Raw genomic sequence first — 15,851 nt, forward strand, 5'->3', positions numbered from 1 at the left:
CCCGGCGGGCGGGGACGGCGCCCGGGCAAGCGGGACGGGCCGGCCCCGCGGGGCCACGGGCGTCCGTCGCCGTTCCCGCCGTGATACGCCGTTGATCCACTCGCCGCCACGCCATAGGTTCCGGACATGACGAACGTGACGAACGTACGGGTCGGAGTCATGTACGACCGCGACTGGGCGCCCGAGGAACTGCCCGGGTTCGCGCGGCGGGCCGAGGAGCTCGGGGTGGACGACCTGTGGGTGGTCGAGGACCTCGGCTGGAACGGCGGGGTGTCCGCGGCGGCCGTGGCACTGGGGGCGACGGAGCGGCTGCGCGTGGGCATCGGGATCGCACCGGCCCCATTGCGCAGTCCGGCGCTCCTGGCGATGGAACTGGCCACGCTGGCAAGGGTGTTCCCGGGCCGGCTGGTGGCCGGGGTCGGGCACGGGGTGCGCGAGTGGATGGAGTCGGTCGGCGTCGCGCCCGGGTCGCCGCTGGCCCTGCTGGAGGAGACGATCACCTCGGTCCGCGCGCTGCTGCGCGGTGAGCGGGTCGAGCTGGACGGCCGCGAGGTGCGTCTCGACGGGGTGAAGCTGGTGCATCCGCCGGCCGAGGTCCCGCCGGTGGTGGCGGGCGTGGTCCGTCCTCGCTCCCTCGAACTGTCCGGCCGGGTGGCGGACGGCACCCTGGTCGCCGAGGGCCACGGCCCGCGGGACCTGGAGACCACCAGAGAACTCACCGCCAAGGGCGGAGCGGACGCCGGACACACGCTGACGGTGCTGTCCTTCGCGTGCGTGGGCGACGACCCCGGCGAGGTCGCGCGGATCCTGCACCCGTACACCGAGGGGCACGGCGCCTGGCTCGGCCGCCCCCAGGAGGAGGTCTTCACCGTCTCGGGCACCGCCGCACAGGCCGCGAAGGGCGTCCGGGACCTGGCCGCCGCGGGCGCCGGCACCGTCGTCCTGCGCGTCGTCGGCCCCGGGCCGCTGCGCCAGCTGGAGTCCGTGCTGACGGCGCTGGGCCGCTGAACGGGTGAATCACCGGCCGGGATCCGCAGGACGGCCCCCGGCCGGAACTCCGCGCCGTGGCCCGGGCGTTCCCCTTGCGGGCGCACGACGACGGGGTCCGTGCGTCCGTGGAGGGAAGGGCGGGGTCCGGGCATGGCGCGTCTCCTGGTGATCGGCGGCGGCATCGCGGGCACGGCGGCGGCCCTGGCGCTGCACAAGGCGGGACAGGAGGTCGCCGTGTACGAGGCGCATCCCGACTCCGCCGAGGACATCGGCGCCTTCCTCACCCTCGCGAGCAACGGCCTGCGGGCCCTCGCCGAGCTCGACGCGGCTCCCGCGGTCACGGCGGCCGGCTTCCCGCTCACCACGATGCGGCTGCTCGACGCCGAGGGCACCGAGGTGGCCCGCGCCCCGCTGGGCGAGGCCGACGATCCGGTGCTGCGCTACCGCTGCCTGCGCCGCGGCGAACTCGGCGCGGCACTCCGGTCGGAGGCCGTCGGCCGTGGCATCGGCATCGTCCACGGCGCCCGGCTCGCCTCCGTGGAGGACGGCCCCGGGGGCGTCACCGCGCACTTCACGGACGGCAGCACCGCCTCGGGCGACCTCCTGCTCGGCGCCGACGGCCTGAACTCCGCGGTCCGGCGGAGCATCGCCCCCGCCGCACGGCCCCGTTACGCGGGACAGCACGTCTTCTACGGCTACTCCTCCTGGGCTCCGGCAGCCGGGGAGGACGGCACGGCGTGCATCACCATGATCCGGGGCAGCGCGGCCGCCTTCGGCCACACGACGTCACCGCGAGGGGAGACGTACTGGTTCGCCCGGGTCACCGCCGAGGCCCCGCTCACCGCCGACGAGACCGCCCACGCCGCGCCCACCCGGTGGCGTGACCTGCTCGTGCCGCTGCTGCGCCGGGACACCACGCCGGCCGCGGACGTCGTCGCGGCCACCACCGGCCCCGTCCTGGTCACCAACGCGACCGAGATCCCCAACGGCACGCCCTGGCGCCGCGGCCGCACCCTGCTCGTCGGGGACGCGGCCCACGCGGCCTCCCCCGCGACCGGGCAGGGCGCCTCCATGGCCCTGGAGGACGCGGTGATCCTCGCCAAGTGCCTGCGGGACGCCCCGGACACGGAGTCCGCGCTCTCCCGCTACGAGGCCCTGCGCCGCCCCCGCGTCGAACACAACACCACCGTCAGCGGCAACATCTCCCGGGGCGTCCACGCGCCCGCGCCCGGCGGCAGACCCGCGGCCCGCCCGGGCGACGCGCTCGCCCGGCAACTGGAGTGGGCCGCGCCCCTGTCCTGAGCGGACCCGGGCGGTGAAGGTCCCTGCCGCCGCCACCTGTTGACGGCCCGCGTGATCGCCGCCCACACTGACCCCATGAGTGTGAGCGGTCACAAAGGCTCCGGCAGCCCGTCGGGCCCCGGACCGGAACCGCACAGGGCCGCCAGCATCCGGGACGTCGCCCGGGCAGCGGGCGTCTCGTACCAGACCGTCTCGAGGGTCATCAACGACCGTCCGAACGTCCGCGAGGAGACCCGGCGGCGGGTCGAGGACGCGATCGAGGCGCTGGGCTTCCGGCGCAACCCCACCGCGTTCGCCCTGGCCAGCGGAGTCACCCGGACGGTCACCGTCCTCACGTCGAACACCACCCTCTACGGCTACGCGGCCACGCTCCAGGGCCTGGAGGAGGCGGCCCGCGCGGCGGGCTACTCGCTGGGCGTGAAACTCCTGACGCCCGAGGACGACCTGGACCGCACCCTCACGTCGGCCGTGGCCGACGGAGGCGGGCTCGTGGTCATCGGCTTCGACCGGCTCGGCGCCACCGCCCTGGACCACGTCCCCGCCGACGTGCCCTGCGCCGCGGTCGTCGAGGCGCCCCCGCCCGGCCGGACACCTCCCCGTCCGGCCGTCTGGGCGGACGACCGTGAAGCGGCCCGCGCCGCCACGGCACACCTGCTGGACCTCGGGCACCGCACGGTGCACTACCTGGCGATCCCGTCCTCGGTGGGCACCCGGCACTCGGAAGGACCCCGGGCGCAGGGGTGGCGAAGCGCCCTGGAGACGGCCGGCGTCACCCCGCCCGAACCCCACGGCGGCAAGGGCTGGGACGCTCGGGCCGGCTACGACCAGGCCCAGGCGCTCGCCCACGATCCGGCCGTCACGGCGGTCCTGTGCGGAAACGACGACCTGGCGCTCGGCGTACTGCGCGCCCTGCACCACGCCGGGCGGTCCGTGCCGGGCGACGTCAGCGTCATCGGCTTCGACGACGCCCCGCACTCCGGGTTCGTCACCCCGTCCCTGACGACGGTCCGGATGGACTTCCAGGGACTGGGCCGCGACGCCTTCGCCCTCCTGCGCGACCGCCTGGAGCACGCACCCCGGCCACCCGCGCCGACGTTCGCCGGCACCGCCCTGATCGTCCGCGAAAGTTCGGGCCCACCCCCCGCCTGACCTGACCGACGGCCACGGCCGCGGCCACAGCACACGAGCGCCGACCGGGTCGCCGACGGCACCCGCACCGGCACGCGCAGCGCCGTAGCGGTTCCCGGACGCGCGGGCCGACCGGGTGGCCAGGCCGCCGGACGCAGGGGTCGCCGACCGGGCAGGCGGGCCGCCCGTCGGACATGGTTATGCTCGGCAGCGCGAGGGACCTGGTACTCGATTCCGCCCGGCACCCTCCGCATCACCGGGGCACGGTCCTGGCAGACCGTGCCTGCGGCCGGCCGTGAAGGCCGCCCGTACGGGTGGGCTTCGCCGTTCCGGGGTCAGAGTCGGGGCGGCGAAGCGACCGGCACGGATGCCGGTCACGCCCGCACGGACAGCGGGTCCAGGAACGTCAGCACGGAGGCGTCCTCCTCGATCAGCGGGGCGAGGGCCACGTTGAAGGGCCCGCCGTACGGGGCCTTCAGGTGTGCCTGGAAGGCGTCCTCGTCCCGGTACACCTCGAAGATCCAGAAGGCGCGGGGTGCGGACGCCCTGGTATAGACGTCGAAGACGAGGTTGCCCTCTTCCTCACGCACCGCGCGGGCGTAGTCGCCGATGAGCCGGGCGACTTCGTCCCGCGCGCCCTCGCGGGCGGTGAACTCGGCGAGCAGGGTCTTCTTCACGGGCTCGGGTCCTTGTCGGAGAAGGGGCGTCCTGGCCGCCGTCCGTCATCGGGGCACACCAGGCAGGTCGATGCCGTCAGGCATGTCGGTGTCCTCGGCGACGCCGGGGACACCGAGGGAGCCGACGTCCTCGGATTCGGATCAGGATGTCATCGTTGACATGTGTCATCGATGACATCGGTGGCCCGATGATGGACGACACCCGGCGGGCACGTCAACGGCTGCGGCGCACACCCCCGTCAGGGGAACACGGACCGCCCGCACCGACCGTCACGACCAGCCGTCCGGGGCAGCCCTCAGGAAAGCCGCCCGGTACGCAGTCCGCAGCCGTCAGGAGCCGCCCGCGGTCGTCAGGTCCGCGAGGCGGTCCCGCCACGGCGGGTTGGGGCCGGCGACCGAACAGGTCAGCGCGGCGACCCGGGCGGCGAACCGGCAGGCCTCCTCGACCTCGTCGAGACCGAGCCCGTCCAGCCGGCCCCCGAGGAGCCCGCCCTCGCCGAGCCGGTGCAGCAGACCGGCGGTGAAGGAGTCCCCCGCGCCGACCGTGTCGACGACCCGCGCCGCCACCGCGGGCACCCGCACCCGTTCGCCGTCGAGCGAGGCCAGGGCGCCATCGGCACCGAGCGTGATCACGACGAGCCGTACCCCCGCGGCGTGCCAGAGGTCGCAGGCCTGCTCGGGAGGGGTGCCCGGCAGGAGAAGTCCGAGGTCGTCCTCGCTCAGCCGCAGGATGTCGGCGAGCGCGCACCAGCGCGCCAGCCGTGCGCGGTAGACCTGGGGGCGCACCAGCAGCGGCCGGACGTTGGGGTCGATGCTGACGGTGGCCCGTGAGGCCGCCGTTTCCAGGAACTCCTCGACCACCACCCCGCCCGGCGCCTGGACCAGCGCCAGTGACCCGGTGTGCACACAGGCCGTCGCGGACAGGTCGACGTCCGCCAGTTCGTCCGCGGTCCACTGCCAGTCGGCCGTGTTCCTCGCGTGGAACGAGAACGTGGCCTGCCCGGCGGCGTCCAGTTCCGCCACGGCCAGCGTGCTCGGTTCGGCCGCGGCGACGGCGTGCGACAGGTCCACGCCCGACGCCTCCAGGTGGGCCCGGAACAGGCGGCCGAACACGTCGCCCGACAGACGCGCGAGGAAACGGGCCGGCGTGCCCAGCCGGGCCAGGGCCACCGCCGTGTTGGCGGGTCCCCCGCCCGGCAGCACCCGCAGGGCCAGTTCGTGCGAGGCGTTCGCCGGTTCCGCGAAGGCGTCCGCGACGCACTCTCCGAGAACGGTGATCTGACGCGTGCTCATGGGGCTGCTCCCTCTCGGGGGACTCGGACGGTTCGGAAGGCCCGCAGGGGCCGGAAGGCTTACGGGGCTTGCGGGACGTGCGGAGATGCGGGACGTGCGGGACGTGCAGGTCGGCACTCGCCCGGAGGGCCGTTGCGGCAGGCCGGCCGGGACGGCTCGGCGGGCCGGGATCACGGTCGGCCGGGGCGGCCGAGGACGCTCGACCGGTCCGGAGGGACGGGAAGAAGCCGGGTGACGGGACGGCGCGTGCGCCGGACGGTGAACGGAGGGCGGAGGGCGGTGCGGCGGACGGCCGCCGACCGGTCGTGCGGGCACGAGGACTGCGTACGTTGCCGATTCGTGACGGGTGGAAGGCATTGACGTTGCCGGGATCCGGAGTCCATCATCCTCGCCAGGCAGTGTCAACGATGACATAAGTCAACGATGACACCCCGGGCGGCATGCTCTGATCCCAACCCCGTGCCGCTCGCTATCCCACAGGAGTCGATCATGTCTCGCACCACTCGTCTGTCCTCCTCCCTCCTCAGAGCCGCCGCGGTCACGGGCGTCGCGGCCCTCACCCTGACGGCCTGCGGTTCCGGCTCCGGTTCGGGCTCCACGGGCTCCGGCTCGGGTGAGGTCAAGGTCGGCCTGATCACCAAGACCGACACCAACCCGTTCTTCGTGAAGATGAAGGAGGGCGCGGAGAAGGCGGCCAAGGAGAACGGCGCCCAACTGTCCACGGCTGCGGGGAAGTTCGACGGCGACAACGCCGGTCAGGTCACCGCGATCGAGAACATGGTCGCGGCAGGTGTGAAGGGCATCCTGATCACGCCGAGCGACTCCAAGGCCATCGTGCCCGCGATCGAGAAGGCCCGCGCCAAGGGCGTCCTGGTCATCGCGCTGGACACCCCGACCGAGCCGGAGAGCGCGGTCGACGCCCTGTTCGCCACCGACAACCTCAAGGCCGGCCAGCTGATCGGCGAGTACGCCAAGGCGGCCATGAAGGGCAAGTCGGCGAAGATAGCCGCCCTCGACCTGGCGCCGGGCGTCTCCGTGGGCGTCCAGCGGCACGACGGGTTCCTCAAGGGCTTCGGCGCGACCGACAAGGACGTGGTCTGTGCCCAGGACACAGGCGGTGACCAGGCCAAGGGCCAGACCGCGATGGAGAACTGCCTCCAGAAGTCGCCCGACATCAACGTCGTCTACACGATCAACGAGCCGGCGGCCCTCGGGGCGTACACCGCGCTGAAGGCCAAGGGCAGGGAGAAGGACGTCCTGATCGTCTCCGTCGACGGCGGCTGCACCGGCACCCGGGCGGTCAAGGACGGCAAGATCGCGGCGACTTCGCAGCAGTACCCGCTGAAGATGGCCGCCGAGGGCGTGAAGGCCGTCGTGACGTACGCCAAGAACGGCAAGAAGGCGTCCGGTTACACCGACACGGGCGTCACGCTGATCACCGACAAGGCGCAGACCGGTGTCACGTCGAAGGACACCGCCTACGGCCTGGAGAACTGCTGGGGCTGAGCCGCCCCGCCCCCGCCCGAGACGTCGGCGCGGCACCGGGCGCCGGTGGGGAGTCCGGTGCCGCCCCGACCAGGACATCTGTCTTCCGACAAGGACTTCGCATGACAGCCACGACAACGCCGTACTCGGAGCTCAAGGCGCCGAACACGGCCCGCAGACTGCTCACGGCACCGACCACCGGCCCCCTGGTCGCCCTCCTCCTGGCCTGCGCCTTCTTCTCGTTCTCGACCGACCAGTTCCTGACCGGCGGGAACTTCTCGCTGATCGTGCAGCAGGTGATGGTCGTGGGCACCCTCGCCATCGGGCAGACGCTGATCATCCTCACGGCGGGCATCGACCTGTCCTGCGGTGCGGTGATGGCGTTCGGCAGCATCGTGATCGCCAAGGCGGCGGCCGAGGGTTCCGTACCGCCGCTCGTCGCGATCGCGCTGGGCCTGGCCGTCTGCGGTGGATTCGGCCTGCTGAACGGGCTGTTGGTGCAGAAGATCCCGCTGCCGCCGTTCATCGTGACCCTCGGCATGCTCAACGTCGCGTTCGCGCTGACCCACATCTACTCCGAGGAGCAGACGGTCACCGATCTGCCCGGCCCGCTGACGGCGCTCGGGGAGACCTTCCCGCTGGGCCACACGGACATCACCTACGGCTCGCTGGTCACCATCGCCCTGTTCCTCCTCCTGGCCTACGCGCTGAGCAGCACCGGCTGGGGCCGGCACGTCTACGCCCTGGGCAACAGCGCGGAGGCCGCCCGCCTCAACGGCATCCGCACCTCCCGCCTCACCATCGGCATCTACACCGTGGCCGGCCTGCTGTACGGCATCGCCGCCCTGCTGCTCATCTCCCGCACCGGGGTCGGCGATCCGCAGGCCGGGCAGACCGACAACCTCGACAGCATCACCGCGGTGGTGCTCGGCGGCACCAGCCTCTTCGGTGGCCGCGGCTCGGTCCTGGGCACCTTCATCGGCGTCCTCATCGTCGGGGTGTTCCGCAACGGCCTCCAGCTGATGGGCGTGGCGTCCATCTACCAGACCCTGATCACCGGCGTCCTGGTGATCCTCGCGGTGACCGTCGACCAGATCTCCCGGAGGAAGGCCCGATGAGCGCCAGCACCCCGACCCCCGTCCTCCAGGCCCGCGGCCTGGTCAAGCGGTACGGCCAGGTCACCGCCATCGACGGCGCCGACTTCGACCTGCTCCCCGGCGAGGTCCTCGCCGTCATCGGCGACAACGGCGCCGGCAAGACGAGCCTCATCAAGGCCCTCACCGGCGCGGTGGTCCCCGACGCGGGCGAGATACGCCTCAACGGCGAACCCATCACCTTCTCCGGACCGCAGAGCGCCCGCGCCCACGGCATCGAGACCGTGTACCAGGACCTCGCCGTCGCCGCCTCGATGGACATCGCCTCGAACATGTTCCTCGGGCGTGAACTGCGCCGGCCCGGGGTGCTCGGCAGTGTCTTCCGCATGCTCGACAAGAAGCGCATGCGGCAGGAGGCGGCCGGGCACATGGCCGACCTGAAGATCGGTCTGCGTTCGCTGACGCAGTCGGTGGAGACGCTCTCGGGAGGACAGCGGCAGGCCGTCGCCGTCGCCCGCTCCGTCGCCTGGGCCGGCAGCGTCGTCGTCATGGACGAACCCACCGCCGCCCTGGGCGTCAAGGAGTCGGGTCAGGTGCTCGACCTGATCCGGCGCGTCCGGGACAAGGGCCTGCCGGTCGTCCTGATCAGCCACAACATGCCGCACGTCTTCGAGATCGCCGACCGGATCCATGTGCACCGCCTCGGCCGGCGCGCCGCCGTGATCAAGCCCTCCGACTACTCCATGGCCGAGGTCGTCGCCATCATGACCGGCGCCCTCACCGTCGACGAGGCCGGAGATACTGTCGTAGCGGATTCGGAGGCCGCGAAGGCCGCCGGAGTCCAGGCCACCTGACAGCACAACCACGCTCCCGCGTTTTCCGGCCGAGGCCGCGGCCGGAACCGAGAGCCCTCAGGAGACGGTTTCCTCCATGGCAGCGAACCGCCGCCCCACCCTGGCCGACGTCGCCCGAGAAGTCGGCGTCAGCGCCAAGACGGTCTCCCGGGTCCTCAACGAGGACGGGCCCGCCTCCGCGCAGACCAGGGAACAGGTACTGGCCGCAGTGGCCAAACTCGGCTTCCAGCCGAACCTCATGGCACGCAACATCCGCGTCGGCGGCCCGGACACCACCATCGGCCTGGTCATCCCCGACCTCGCCAACCCCTTCTTCGGGGCCGTGGCCCGCGCCATCGAGGACACCGTCCGCGAGCGCGGACTGACGCTGCTCATGGGCTCCTCGGCGGACGACCCCGAGCGGGAACGCGCCCTGACGGACAAGTTCCTCGCCCGCCGCGTCAGCATCCTGATGGTCGTCCCGTCCGTCGGCGCCGACCACACCCACCTCAAGTCCCACCGTACGGCCGGGCTGCCCGTGATCTTCCTCGACCGCCCGGGCGTGGGCCTGTCGACGGACAGCATCGTCAGCTCGAACCGCACCGGGGCCCATGACGGCGTCGCCCACCTCGTCGCCCACGGGCACCGGCGCATCGGCTTCGTCGGCGACCTGCCCCCGAAGCTCTACACCCGGCGGGAGCGCCTGGCGGGTTACCGGTCCGCGCTCCAGGAAGCCGGGATCCCCTACGACCGCACGCTCGTCGCCAACGCCCACGACCAGCCCGGCGCCGAGGCCGCGACAGCCCGGCTGCTCGGCCTGACCGACCCCCCGACGGCGCTCTTCGCGGGCAACAACATCATGGCGCTGGGCATCGTCGCCGAACTGGCGCGCAGCCGGCGCAAGCAGGTGGCCGTCGTCGCCTTCGACGACGTGTCGCTGGCGGAGGCCCTCGAACCGGCCCTGACCGTCGTGGCGCAGGACCCGGAGGAACTCGGCAGGGCGGCCGCGGCCACCGCCCTCACCAGGCTGGACGGGGACCGCACCCGGACCCGCACGATCACCGTCCCCACCCGTCTGATCGTCCGGGGCTCGGGTGAACTCCCCGTCCCCGCGCCGCGCCCGCCGCACCGGCGGGCGGTCACCGGGAGCAGACCGGAACGGTGAGCCGGCGCAGCGGGTCGGGCTCACGGCCGGCCCGTGCCTGCGCCGGGTCCAGCGCCTCGAGGCCGACGGCGTCATCCGCGGCTACCGGGCCGTCGTCGACCCCGCGGCCCTGGGCCGGTCCTTCGAGGTGCTCGTCGACCTCAGTCTGGAAGCACAGGACGCGCGGACGGTGGAGCAGTTCGAGGCGACGCTGGCGCGGGCCGTCGAAGTCGTCGAGCTGCGGCGGCTGTTCGGCAGCCCGGACTGTTTCGTCCGCGTGGCGGTGGCGGACCTGGCCGCCTACGAGGCCTTCCTCGGCCTGCACGTCATGACCCTCCCGCGCGTCAAGAACGTCACCTCGCACTTCACGATGAAGACGGTGAAGCACGCGACTCCCGCGGAGCCGGTGGGCCGGGAGAAGACGGCGGGGCCGGCGGGGCCGGTGGGCCCCGTGGGCCCGGTGACGGCTCAGTAGAGGTCGGTCTCGCCCTCGGTGGTCACACCGAAGGTGTTGAGGAAGCCGCTGACCGGCTCGTAGAAGCCGACCGTGATGACGAGGTCGGCGAGCTGACCGGCCGTGAGCAGCTCCAGCGCCTGCGCGCGCTCGGCGCCGCTCAGGGTGTCCCGGGCGAGCAGACGGTCCGCGCAGCGCAGGATCAGGGCCTCGTCCGGCGGCAGCCCCTCCTCCCGGGACCGGCTCAGGACGCCTTGGACGCGGTCCGCTTGGTGCTTCTGGTCCTGCCGCTCCCCGTGCCGCTCCGGCCGGACTGGGCGGGTGCGGCCTTCCGCCTCGCGGGAGCGGCCTTCTCCGTCCCCTTCTCCGCACCCTCCTCCTTCTCCCCGGACGTCTCCGACGACGCGGAACGGGACGGTCCCGTCCGGGTGGGTGCCGTCCGGGCCGACGCCGACCGGGCGGAGGCGGTCGGCCACTTGAACTCGATCTCCAGCTCGATCTCACCGCCGCCGACCTCGACCTCGATCTCGGCGCGCAGGTCGTCGGGGATGCGCAGACTCAGCGTCCCGCCCCCGAGCTCCACTTCGGCGTCCCCGCCCTCCCGCAACGCGTCGGCGAGCGCCGTGAGCCGATCGGCGGCCTCGACACGTGACAGCGAACTCTTCTGCTCGAACTTGAGGTCCTTCATGAACGCCTCCGATTCCACACAAACAGGCTGTAAAGCCCATACTGCGGCCACACCGGGGATCGGACATCCGCAGTACGTGTCCTGCCGCTGACGCCCCCCGGCACCGCGCTGCGCGCCGCCGCCGAGGCGGCGAAGAGTCGAAGTGCTCGTCCCACAGACCCTCCGCCGGGGGTTCTCATGGTTCAGAGAAGGATCAAGGCGCGGTCCCGCACACCATCACCGGACTTCCTGGGCGGCCCCGGCCGGCTCACCGGGCGGCCACTTCGGAGACAGGCCGCCGAGGCCGGCTCCGCCCCCGCACCCCACGAATACTTGGCTAGCCACACGATTGGTGTTACGTTGATTATGTGGCCAGCCACACTATTGGTGGCCGAAAGCAATGGAGTCATCATGAAAGCAATCGTTTTCGACCGGTTCGGCGGCCCGGACGTGCTGCACGAGGCGGACATCGAGGTCCCGCGGCCCGGCCCCGGCCAGGTCCGGGTCCGTGTGAAGGCCGCCGGGCTGAACGCGCTGGACGGCAAGATCCGCGCCGGGATGATGGAGGCCGTCCGCCCGACGCCCTTGCCCGCCGTCCCCGGTGGCGAGCTCGCCGGCGTGGTGGACGCCCTGGGCGAGGGCGTGAGCGACGTGCAGGTCGGCGATGAGGTGCTGGGCTGGTCGGACACCGGCTCGTACGCCCAGTACGCGCTGGCCACCACCGTTGCCCCGAAGCCCGCAGGCCTCGACTGGCAGCACGCGGTCGCGTTGCCCGTGGCCGGCGAGACGGCCGAGCGGGTCCTGAACCTGCTGGGGCTGGCCGCCGGGGAGACCGTGCTGATGCACGGCGCGTCAGGAGCGGTGGGCACCCTGGCGGTCCAGCTCGCCACGGCCCGCGGAGCGCGCGTGATCGCCACCGCGGGCCCCGCAAACCAGGACTACCTCACCTCGCTCGGCGCCACCGCGACCGTGTACGGCGACGGCCTGGTCGAGCGGGTGCAGGCGCTGGCTCCTGACGGCGTGGACGCGGTGTTCGACCTGGCCGGGAAGGGCGCCCTGGAGGATTCCATCACCCTGCGGGGCGGCACCGAGCGCATCGTCACCATCGCCGACTTCGGTGCACGGCAGCTGGGCATCACCTTCTCCCAGGGGTCCCGGGAACGCTCGACCGCCCGCTTGGCCGCCCTGGCCCAGGACGCCGCGGCCGGCAAGCTCGTCACCACCGTCACCGCCCACCCGCTCGACCGGGCGGCCACAGCCCAGCGGGTCAGCGACGCCGGGCACGTGCGGGGCAAGCTCGTCCTGACCGTCGACTGAGCACCCCTCCCCCCCCTTACGCGCCACCCCGCCCTCTACGGTGACCGGCCGGTCACCGCCCCACCGAAGGAGCTCCTCATGCTGAATTCCCTCTGGACGCCGACCACTCTTGGCGGCATATCCCTGCCGCACCGCCTGGTCATGGCCCCCATGACCCGTGACCGCTCGACACCCGAAGGCGTCCCCACCGAGCTGAACGCCGAGTACTACGCCCAGCGGGCCTCGCACGCGCTGATCATCACCGAGGGAACCCAGCCCTCCGCCGACGGCCAGGGCTACCTCATGACCCCCGGCATCCACAACGACGAGCAGATCGCGGGGTGGCGCAAGGTCACCGACGCCGTGCACGCGGCCGACGGCCGGATCCTCATCCAGCTGATGCACACCGGACGCATCGCCCACCCCGACAACACCCCCCACGGGCGCCGGCCGGTCGCCCCCTCCGCGATCCGGCCGCAGGGCGCGATGTTCACCGCGTCCGGACCCCAGGAGATGCCGACCCCCCGTGCTCTGACGACGCAGGAGGTCGCGGCGACCGTCGACGACTTCCGCCGCGCCGCAGCGGCGGCCGTCGCGGCCGGCGCCGACGGCGTGGAGATCCACGGCGCCAACGGCTACCTGGTGCACCAGTTCCTCGCCGACAACACCAACCAGCGCACCGACGCCTACGGCGGCTCGATCGAGGGCCGCATCCGCTTCGCCGTCGAGGTCGCCGCCGCGGTGGCCGACGAGATCGGTGCCGACCGCACCGGCCTGCGCATCTCCCCCGCAAACCCCTACAACGACATCGACGAGTCCGACACCGCCGAGCTGTATCCGGCGCTCCTGCGTGCGCTCAGCCCGCTCGGCCTGGCCTACCTCCACGTGATGCACACGGGCGACGAGGAACTGCTGGGCACCCTGCGCGCGCTGTGGCCGACCACGCTGATCCTCAACCGGGGCGGCACCGATCTGCCCGACCGCGCCAAGGACATCGACAACGGCACGGCCGACCTCGTCTCCGTCGGCGCCCTCGCGCTCGCCAATCCCGACCTGGTCGAGCGGCTCCGCGCCGGCGCGCCGCTGAACACCCCCGACCCGGCGACCTTCTACGGCGGTGGAGCGGCCGGCTACACCGACTACCCCACCCACACCGGCTGAGGAACCGAACGGTACCCACCCCCGAACCCCGCATCCCCACGACGGCCGACGCAGGACCGATGAGCTGTACATGGGCTCTCCGCCGACCCCCGGCTGCGGCTCCACGACCTGATCGCCGAGCCGCTGCGCGCCACCGGCCGACGCGAGGCCGTCCCCGACCGGGTCCCCGAACTGGCCGAGGACGTCGGCCTGACCCCCGACCTGCTGAGCCGACGCCCGCACGAAGTCGGCGACGGCCAGTTGCAACGCGCCTGCCTGGCCCGTGCCCTCGTGCTGCGCCCGCGCTGGCTGGTGTGCGACGAGATGACGGCGATGCTCGACGCCGTCCACCACGGCCGCCCTGGTCACGGTGGTCGAGGAATCGCCGGCCGGGTGACCGCGACGCCGTTGCTCGAGCCGACGAGCCGCCGACATCTCCCCGAACTCACTTTCCCGGCCCGGCTGCTCGCACAGGGCGACGACATCGTGCCCGTCCAGGGCGCCCGATGAAGCCGAGCTGGCAGTAACAAACTGCTCGGGTCAGGAGGTGAGGCCCGCGTCGCGGGCCACGAGGGCGGCTTGGACGCGGTTGGTGACCTCGAGCGCGGTCAGGATGCGGCTCACATGAGCCTTGACGGTGCTCTCGCGCATGGCGAGACGGGTGGCGATGTCGGCGTTGGTGTCGCCCTGGGCGAGCAGGGCGAGTACGTCGCGTTCGCGGGGGGTGAGCCGCTCCAACCGGGCCTGAGCCGCGGTGACCTGGGGCTGGTGGGTGGCGTGGTAGCGGTCGATGAGGCGGCGGGCCGCGGTGGGGTGGAGCATGGCCGAGCCGGCGGCCACCAGATGGACGGCGCGCAGTATTTCGGCGGGGTCGGTGTCCTTGAGGAGGAACCCGTCGGCTCCGGCGGCGAGGGCGTCGTAGACGTATTCGTCGAGGTCGAAGGTGGTCAAGGTGATCACCTTCGGGGGGTGGGGAAGGGCTCGCAGGCGGGCGGTGGCGGTGATGCCGTCCATGCGGGGCATGCGGACGTCGACGAGGGCGACGTCGATGCGGTGGGCGGTGGCCTGCTCGATGGCCTGGAGGCCGTCGGCGGCCTGGGCGACCACTTCGATGCCCTGGTCGCCGTTGAGGAGGTCGGCGAGGCCGAGGCGGACCAGGGCATCGTCGTCGACGATCATGGCACGGATCATGTGGGGGTGCCGTTCTGCTCGATGCCGAGGGGGTGGGAGATGCGGGCGGCCACGCGCCACGCGCCCGCGCCGGCCGGTCCGGCGTTCAGGTGGCCGCCGAGGGCGGTGACGCGTTCGCGCAGGCCGACGAGTCCGTAGCCGCTGCCGACGGCGTCCGTGCGGGGAGTGCCAGGAGGGTTGGTGACCTCGACGAGGGTGGCGGGCGGTCGGTAGTCGATGCGTACGGTCACCGGAGCACCGTCGGCGTGCTTGCGGGCGTTGGTCAGTGCTTCCCGCACGACGCGGTGCACGGCCAGGCGGTGGGTGGTGGGAGCCTGTTCGGGAAGGCCGTCGATGGTCAGCTCGACGTGCTGGCCGGCGGCGCGGGCCTCGTCGGCCAGTTCCCCTACGTCCCTCATCACCGGCGTGAGCGCGGCGCCGGCCGGCGTGGCGTCGGGGTCGCGCAGCACACCGAGAACGTCGCGCAGATCGGTGAGGGCCTCGACGGACGCCGTGCGCAGCAGACCGAGTCGTTCGACGACCGGTGCGGGCAGCATGTCGCCCTTGGTGGCGAGCACGCCGGTATGCAGTGCGATCAGGCTCAGGCGATGGGCCAGGACGTCGTGCATCTCGGCGGCGATACGGGACCGTTCCGCCACGCGGGCTGCTTCCTCGCGCAGCTGCGACTCGACGCGCAGGTGCTCGACGTCGGCTGCCAGTGCCCGGACCAGGCGGCGCCTGCCACCCAGCCACAGCCCTACGAGCACGGCCAGCACTGGTAGGAGCAGCGTGGACGCGTAGGACTGCGCCGTCCACAGGGAGGTGGCCCGGTAGCTGAGCAGGTTGGCGCCCAGGGCGACGACGGCGCATCCCACCGCCACCCGCGCCCGGCGATCCACGGACAGGTCGAACAGGGCGACAGCCAGCAGTGGCAGCAACGGCCATCCCCACCACGCCGTGGCCACGGTCACCAACAGCGGCGCGACCGGCCAGCGCAGCCGGGGTACGAGCAGGGCCGTTCCGCACAGCAGCGCCGCGGTGGCGACGGGCGCCAGGTAGTGCCCTTCGAACGACATGTCGTTCAGCGCGGCGGCCAGTACGCACAACGCCACGAGGGCGCCACGCCCGTAGGCCGCCCATCTGCGGCCTTCTCTGCTGCTCACCTGGCCCATGCTAGG

General features: G+C 72.7%; 15 protein-coding genes and 2 pseudogenes. 11 read left to right on the plus strand and 6 right to left on the minus strand.

The genetic code is table 11. The features are described 5' to 3' along the window. Nucleotides 1-135: 135 nt before the first annotated feature. The 3 genes from Saso_RS02305 (at nt 136) to Saso_RS02315 (ending at nt 3,441) form a co-directional block, all read left to right on the plus strand. Complete coding sequence (locus Saso_RS02305; RefSeq protein ID WP_189918500.1) at nt 136-1,008, plus strand: LLM class flavin-dependent oxidoreductase; 873 nt, start codon at nt 136-138, stop codon at nt 1,006-1,008. 132 nt (nt 1,009-1,140) lie between these two features. Then, the gene (locus Saso_RS02310) at nt 1,141-2,292 is read left to right on the plus strand and encodes an FAD-dependent oxidoreductase (protein ID WP_189917470.1); all 1,152 of its coding nucleotides are present in this window, start codon (nt 1,141-1,143) and stop codon (nt 2,290-2,292) included. A 75-nt stretch (nt 2,293-2,367) separates the two neighbouring features. After that, on the plus strand, nt 2,368-3,441 hold the full coding sequence (locus Saso_RS02315) for a LacI family DNA-binding transcriptional regulator (protein WP_189917472.1): 1,074 nt from the start codon (nt 2,368-2,370) through the stop codon (nt 3,439-3,441). Between the two features lie 353 nt (nt 3,442-3,794). Here Saso_RS02315 and Saso_RS02320 read toward each other — a convergent pair whose 3' ends face one another. Together Saso_RS02320 and Saso_RS02325 are read right to left on the minus strand one after the other, a co-directional pair. Then, the gene (locus Saso_RS02320; RefSeq protein WP_189917473.1) at nt 3,795-4,097 is read right to left on the minus strand and encodes a putative quinol monooxygenase; all 303 of its coding nucleotides are present in this window, start codon (nt 4,095-4,097) and stop codon (nt 3,795-3,797) included. Nucleotides 4,098-4,427: 330 nt separating this feature from the next. Next, on the minus strand, nt 4,428-5,390 hold the full coding sequence (locus tag Saso_RS02325) for a carbohydrate kinase family protein (protein WP_189917474.1): 963 nt from the start codon (nt 5,388-5,390) through the stop codon (nt 4,428-4,430). 489 nt (nt 5,391-5,879) lie between these two features. Between Saso_RS02325 and Saso_RS02330 the strand changes: the two genes are divergently transcribed. The 5 genes from Saso_RS02330 to Saso_RS02350 all read left to right on the plus strand — a co-directional run bounded on the left by Saso_RS02330 (nt 5,880) and on the right by Saso_RS02350 (nt 10,421). Continuing rightward, on the plus strand, nt 5,880-6,896 hold the full coding sequence (locus tag Saso_RS02330) for a sugar ABC transporter substrate-binding protein (protein WP_189917475.1): 1,017 nt from the start codon (nt 5,880-5,882) through the stop codon (nt 6,894-6,896). Between the two features lie 101 nt (nt 6,897-6,997). Beyond that, nucleotides 6,998-7,993 carry an ABC transporter permease gene (locus Saso_RS02335; protein ID WP_189917476.1) on the plus strand — a complete coding sequence of 332 codons (996 nt, stop codon included), beginning with the start codon at nt 6,998-7,000 and terminating at the stop codon, nt 7,991-7,993. Further along, on the plus strand, nt 7,990-8,823 hold the full coding sequence (locus Saso_RS02340; protein ID WP_189917477.1) for an ATP-binding cassette domain-containing protein: 834 nt from the start codon (nt 7,990-7,992) through the stop codon (nt 8,821-8,823). The genes Saso_RS02335 and Saso_RS02340 overlap by 4 nt, the downstream gene beginning before the upstream one ends. 76 nt (nt 8,824-8,899) lie before the next feature. Then, the gene (locus tag Saso_RS02345; protein ID WP_189917478.1) at nt 8,900-9,967 is read left to right on the plus strand and encodes a LacI family DNA-binding transcriptional regulator; all 1,068 of its coding nucleotides are present in this window, start codon (nt 8,900-8,902) and stop codon (nt 9,965-9,967) included. After that, nucleotides 9,897-10,421: an Lrp/AsnC family transcriptional regulator gene (locus Saso_RS02350; RefSeq protein WP_189917479.1), complete on the plus strand. Its 525-nt coding sequence runs from the start codon at nt 9,897-9,899 to the stop codon at nt 10,419-10,421. The genes Saso_RS02345 and Saso_RS02350 overlap by 71 nt, the downstream gene beginning before the upstream one ends. Here Saso_RS02350 and Saso_RS38135 read toward each other — a convergent pair. Next, nucleotides 10,415-10,876, minus strand: a complete 462-nt coding sequence (locus tag Saso_RS38135) for a carboxymuconolactone decarboxylase family protein (RefSeq protein ID WP_229900987.1) — start codon at nt 10,874-10,876, stop codon at nt 10,415-10,417. The two genes, Saso_RS02350 and Saso_RS38135, sit on opposite strands and share 7 nt — an antisense overlap. 32 nt (nt 10,877-10,908) lie before the next feature. Further along, a pseudogene (locus tag Saso_RS38140) lies at nt 10,909-11,088 on the minus strand (amphi-Trp domain-containing protein); the annotation flags it as partial. A 390-nt stretch (nt 11,089-11,478) separates the two neighbouring features. Here Saso_RS38140 and Saso_RS02360 point away from each other — a divergent pair. The 3 genes and pseudogenes from Saso_RS02360 to Saso_RS02370 all read left to right on the plus strand — a co-directional run. Further along, nucleotides 11,479-12,384: an NADP-dependent oxidoreductase gene (locus tag Saso_RS02360; RefSeq protein WP_189917483.1), complete on the plus strand. Its 906-nt coding sequence runs from the start codon at nt 11,479-11,481 to the stop codon at nt 12,382-12,384. Nucleotides 12,385-12,462: 78 nt separating this feature from the next. Further along, the gene (locus Saso_RS02365) at nt 12,463-13,524 is read left to right on the plus strand and encodes an alkene reductase (RefSeq protein ID WP_189917485.1); all 1,062 of its coding nucleotides are present in this window, start codon (nt 12,463-12,465) and stop codon (nt 13,522-13,524) included. Nucleotides 13,525-13,599: 75 nt separating this feature from the next. Beyond that, a pseudogene (locus Saso_RS02370) lies at nt 13,600-13,885 on the plus strand (ATP-binding cassette domain-containing protein); the annotation flags it as partial. 158 nt (nt 13,886-14,043) lie between these two features. Here Saso_RS02370 and Saso_RS02375 read toward each other — a convergent pair. Together Saso_RS02375 and Saso_RS02380 are read right to left on the minus strand one after the other, a co-directional pair. Beyond that, complete coding sequence (locus Saso_RS02375; protein WP_189917487.1) at nt 14,044-14,694, minus strand: response regulator; 651 nt, start codon at nt 14,692-14,694, stop codon at nt 14,044-14,046. After that, entirely contained in the window at nt 14,691-15,836 is a 1,146-nt protein-coding gene (locus Saso_RS02380; protein ID WP_229900988.1) for a sensor histidine kinase, read from the minus strand. The genes Saso_RS02375 and Saso_RS02380 overlap by 4 nt, the downstream gene beginning before the upstream one ends. Nucleotides 15,837-15,851: the final 15 nt, after the last annotated feature.

The sequence above is a fragment of the Streptomyces asoensis genome (assembly GCF_016860545.1).
Classification (GTDB): domain Bacteria; phylum Actinomycetota; class Actinomycetes; order Streptomycetales; family Streptomycetaceae; genus Streptomyces; species Streptomyces asoensis.